The organism is Arthrobacter sp. Y3223166, assembly GCF_059090935.1.
Genome location: NZ_JBNHGE010000073.1, coordinates 1 through 4,134 on the forward strand (window position 1 = coordinate 1; position 4,134 = coordinate 4,134).

Annotated in this window: 4 protein-coding genes and 1 pseudogene; 2 read left to right on the forward strand and 3 right to left on the reverse strand. The window is 70.0% G+C overall.

What is annotated here, in order from left to right; genetic code table 11:
- Positions 1 to 302: 302 nt before the first annotated feature.
- The gene (locus AC5RUH_RS16415) at positions 303 to 1,874 is read right to left on the reverse strand and encodes an aminopeptidase P family protein (RefSeq protein WP_494129121.1); all 1,572 of its coding nucleotides are present in this window, start codon (positions 1,872 to 1,874) and stop codon (positions 303 to 305) included.
- Between the two features lie 75 nt (positions 1,875 to 1,949).
- Between AC5RUH_RS16415 and AC5RUH_RS16420 the strand changes: the two genes are divergently transcribed.
- Both AC5RUH_RS16420 and AC5RUH_RS16425 read left to right on the forward strand, forming a co-directional pair.
- Positions 1,950 to 2,813: a PHP domain-containing protein gene (locus tag AC5RUH_RS16420; protein ID WP_494000281.1), complete on the forward strand. Its 864-nt coding sequence runs from the start codon at positions 1,950 to 1,952 to the stop codon at positions 2,811 to 2,813.
- Positions 2,810 to 2,926: a putative transporter small subunit gene (locus AC5RUH_RS16425; RefSeq protein WP_494129122.1), complete on the forward strand. Its 117-nt coding sequence runs from the start codon at positions 2,810 to 2,812 to the stop codon at positions 2,924 to 2,926. Before AC5RUH_RS16420 ends, AC5RUH_RS16425 begins: the two co-directional genes overlap by 4 nt.
- Positions 2,927 to 3,010: 84 nt before the next feature.
- Here AC5RUH_RS16425 and AC5RUH_RS16430 read toward each other — a convergent pair whose 3' ends face one another.
- Together AC5RUH_RS16430 and AC5RUH_RS16435 are read right to left on the reverse strand one after the other, a co-directional pair.
- Positions 3,011 to 3,928 (reverse strand): DNA-methyltransferase, encoded by a 918-nt coding sequence (locus AC5RUH_RS16430; RefSeq protein WP_494129123.1) that lies wholly within the window; start codon positions 3,926 to 3,928, stop codon positions 3,011 to 3,013.
- Positions 3,928 to 4,134, reverse strand: a pseudogene (locus tag AC5RUH_RS16435) (DEAD/DEAH box helicase); the annotation flags it as partial. The gene AC5RUH_RS16430 and the pseudogene AC5RUH_RS16435, both read right to left, overlap by 1 nt.

A 4,134-nucleotide genomic window follows, 5' to 3' on the forward strand; every position in this document is an offset into this window, starting at 1 on the left:
GAACGACGCCGGCCCGCAGACCGACGTCTCCGAGCCCGACGGCGGCACGCCGGCCGGCGGGAGCCAGCCGGGCGCCGGCCCTCGGGCCGGCGAGGGGAACCCGGACTCCTTCAACGACAACGATCGGCCCGGCACCTAGCCGCCCGCCACCGGCGCCCCGCAGGATGAACCGCCCGCACGACGAACGGGCGCCCCGTGCGAGGCCCCGCGCCATGAACGCACCATAAACGGGAAGGGATCCGCCGTCGCAGACGGCGGATCCCTTCCCGCGTGGCGTTGCTCCGGCCGCGGCCGCCGGGGGCCTATTCCCCTGACGTGCCGTAGATGCCGGCCATCCAGGACTCCACGTCCTCGGGCTTGCGCGGCAGGGCCGCCGACAGGTTCACCGGGCCGTCGGCGGTCATCAGGATGTCGTCCTCGATCCGCACCCCGATGCCGCGGTATTCGGCCGGAACGGCCAGGTCTTCGTCCTTGAAATAGAGTCCGGGCTCGATCGTGAACACCATGCCCGGGGTGAGCACGCCGTCCAGGTACAGCTCGCGCTTCGCCTGCGCACAGTCATGGACGTCCAGGCCAAGGTGATGGCTGGTGCCGTGCGGCATCCAGCGCCGGTGGTGCTGGCCCTCGGGGGAGAGCGCCTCGGCCAGGGGAACCGGCAACAGGCCCCACTCGTCCAGCCGCTCGGCGAGCACGGTCACGGCGGCGGTGTGAACGTCACGGAACTTCACGCCCGGCTGCGCGGCGGCAAAACCGGCGTCGGCGGCATCGAGTACCGCCTGGTAGATCCTGCGCTGGACCTCGGTGAACGTGCCGTTGACCGGCAGCGTGCGGGTCACGTCCGCGGTGTACAGGGAGTCGGCTTCCACGCCTGCGTCCAGCAGCAGCAGGTCTCCGGCCTTCACCTGCCCGTTGTTGCGGATCCAGTGCAGGATGGTTGCGTTGTTGCCGCTGGCGGCGATGGTGTCGTAGCCCAGGTCGTTGCCTTCTTCGCGTGCCCGGGCAAAAAACGCGCCCTCCACCACGCGTTCGCCCCGCTCGTGCGTCAGCGCGCGAGGCAGCACCTTGACCACCTCGTGGAAGCCGTTCACCGTGGCCTCCACGGCCTTCTTCATCTCCTGGACTTCCCACTCGTCCTTGAGCAGGCGCAGTTCGGACAGCGCTTCGGAGAGCTTGCCGTCGAGCCGGTCTGATTCCTCCAGGTCCACGCCGGTGTTGATCCGGGAGGTGTCCACGAGGGCGTCCACGTTCAGGTCGACCTCACGCAGCAGCCGGATGCGCATGCCGCCCACGTGGACGACGCCGGCATCCTTGGTGATGGCGACCTCGAGTTCGCCCAGGTCGGCGGTGGGCAGGCCCAACCGGCGGCTCAGCTCCTCCAGCGTGGGCCGGGGACCGATCCAGAACTCGCCGTACCGCGCGTTGGCGTAGAACTCGGCGGATTCCCGGCCGGACATGGGGCGGAAGTACAGCGTGGCCCGGTGGTGGCCGCCGTCGTCTCCAGATCCCGCTTCGGTGGGTTCCATGACCAGCACGGCGTCCGGCTCATGGTCCAGGCCCAGGCCCGTGAGGTGGGCGAAGCCCGAATGCGGGCGAAAGCGGTAGTCGGTGTCATTGGAGCGGACCTTCAGCGGGCCGGCCGGAATGACCAGGCGTTCGCCGTGGAAGTGCTCCGAGAGAGCCCGACGGCGGCGCGCGGCGTAGGGTGCGACGGCTTCCTGCTCCGGTGCGGACGAGCCGGCCGGAGCCCAATGGCTGCCCATGAACTCCTTGAAGGCATCCGATTCCGGGCGCTGGGAACGGTTGTTGACGCGGTCTTCCAGCGGCTGCTCCCCGGCAGGCTGCTGTGAGGCGTCCTCATTCTGGTAAGTACTCACCGGTCCATCGTCTCACCGGCCCAAGGCGCTGCCAACATCGGCGCCCGGCAGGGGCTCCTGGCGTAAATTAGTTCTGTGATGATCGACCTGCACGCGCATTCCACGGTTTCCGACGGCACCGAACCGCCCGCCGAGGTGGTGCGTGCCGCCGCAGCCGCCGGTCTTGACGTCGTGGCGCTGACCGACCACGACTCCACTGCCGGCTGGGAAGCGGCACGAACCGCCGCCGTCGAGGCAGGCCTGGGGTTTGTGCCCGGCATGGAGGTCACGTGCCGGACCGTGGAGGGCATCAGCGTGCATGTGCTCTCCTATCTCCACGATCCAGCACACCCCGGCCTGCTGGCCGAAATCAACAAGGCCCGCGACGCGCGGAGGACCCGGGCCGAACGGATGGTGGAACTGCTCGCCGAGGACTTCCCCATCTCGTGGGCAGAGGTCACGGCCCGGGCCGGGCACGGGGCGACCATCGGCCGGCCGCACATCGCCGACGCATTGGTGGCGGCGGGGATCGTGTCTGACCGCAGCGAGGCCTTCGCCCGGATCCTGACTGCCCACTCGCGCTACTACGTGTCGCACTACGCGCCCGACCCGGCCACCGCCGTCGCCCTGGTGCGCGAGGCGGGGGGAGTGCCGGTCTTTGCCCATCCTGTGGCCAGCAGCAGGGGCCGGGTGGTCGGCGATGCCGTCGTCCGCGAGATGCTCGACGCGGGGCTGGCCGGGGTGGAGATCGATCACCGGGACAACCCGGAAGAGGGCAGGGAACAGCTGCGCCGGCTTGCCGCCAAGCACGATCTGATAGTCACCGGTTCCAGCGATTACCACGGCGCGGGCAAGCCGAACCGGCTGGGCGAAAACACCACCGACCCGGCCATGCTGGACCGCATCCTCGCCGCCGGGACGGGCGCTGCGGCGCACCTTCCCGGCCGCATCGCCCGGTGACGCTTTACGTCCTCGTCTGGCCGGTCATTGTGGCCGCGACCCTGTGCGTCTTTGCCCGCGGCTTCTTCAAGGAGTGGGCTCAGGCGCGCCGGGAGGGCCGCGGCATCATCTAGCCGCCGCCCCGGGACACCACAACGACGGCGGGGCGCGGGCCGGTTCCAGGAACCGGTCCGCGCCCCGCCGTTCTTTGCCGCCGGTTAGCTTTCACCGGCGCCGACCGTCGCCTCGGCGCCCACGGCGGCCTCTGCTCCGGCGGCCTCAACCACTGCCGCGTGGCGGCCCAGCCGTTTGCGCATGACGTTGATGGCCTGCGGGTTCTGGTCCACGCAGACGAACCGCCGGTCCATGCCGGCGGCCACGGCGCCGAGGGTCCCGGATCCGGCAAAGAAGTCGAGCACCCAGTCGCCGGGCCGGCTGCTCGCGGCAACCATCCGGCGCAGCAGCCCTTCGGGCTTCTGGGTGGGGTAGCCGGTCTTCTCCCGGCCGGTGGGGGAGACGATGGTGTGCCACCAGACATCGGTCGGGAGCTTGCCGCGGGCGGCCTTCTCCGCGGTCACCAGGCCCGGAGCCATGTACGGCTCGCGGTCCACTTCCGCGTTGTCGAAGTGGTACGCCTTCGGGTTTTTCACGTAGACCAGGATGTTGTCGTGCTTGGCGGGCCAGCGGTTGCGCGCACGGGCGCCGTAATCGTAGGCCCAGATGATCTCGTTCAGGAAGCTCTCGCGGCCGAAGAGCATATCCAGCAGCACCTTGGCATAGTGCACTTCGCGGTAATCCAGGTGCAGGTACAGCGTGCCGTCGTCGGCCAGCAGCCGCCACGCCTCGGAGAGGCGGGGCTCCAGGAAGGACCAGTAGTCGTCGAACGCGTCGTCATAGCTGGCGAGCGTGCCCTTGACCGTCTGGTACGACTTGCCCTTGAACCCGATGCGGTCGCCTTCGCCATCGGCGCTGCGCACCATGGAGGTCTGCTGCCGGACCTGGGCCCGGCCGGTGTTGAACGGCGGGTCCAGGTAGATCATGGTGAAAGCGCCGTCGGGCAGCGTGGGCAGGAAGTCGGCGTTGTCCGCCCGGACTACCAGCGAGCTGCCGTCGGGCGTCCACCGGATACCGGCCACTATTCCCCGCTGGCGCCGTCGGTGACCTGCTGGGCGGTCCCGTTGACGACCTCGCCGTTGCGGCGACGGGTGCGTGAACGCTTCCGGCGCGGCTTGTCGGCCGAGGCAACGGTTGTGTTCTCGGTGGCCGCCTCCTCGGTGCCGCGGCGCTGCCGCGGGTTGCCCGAGTCGGACCGGCCCTGCGGGCCGCCCTGGCGTGCGCCGCC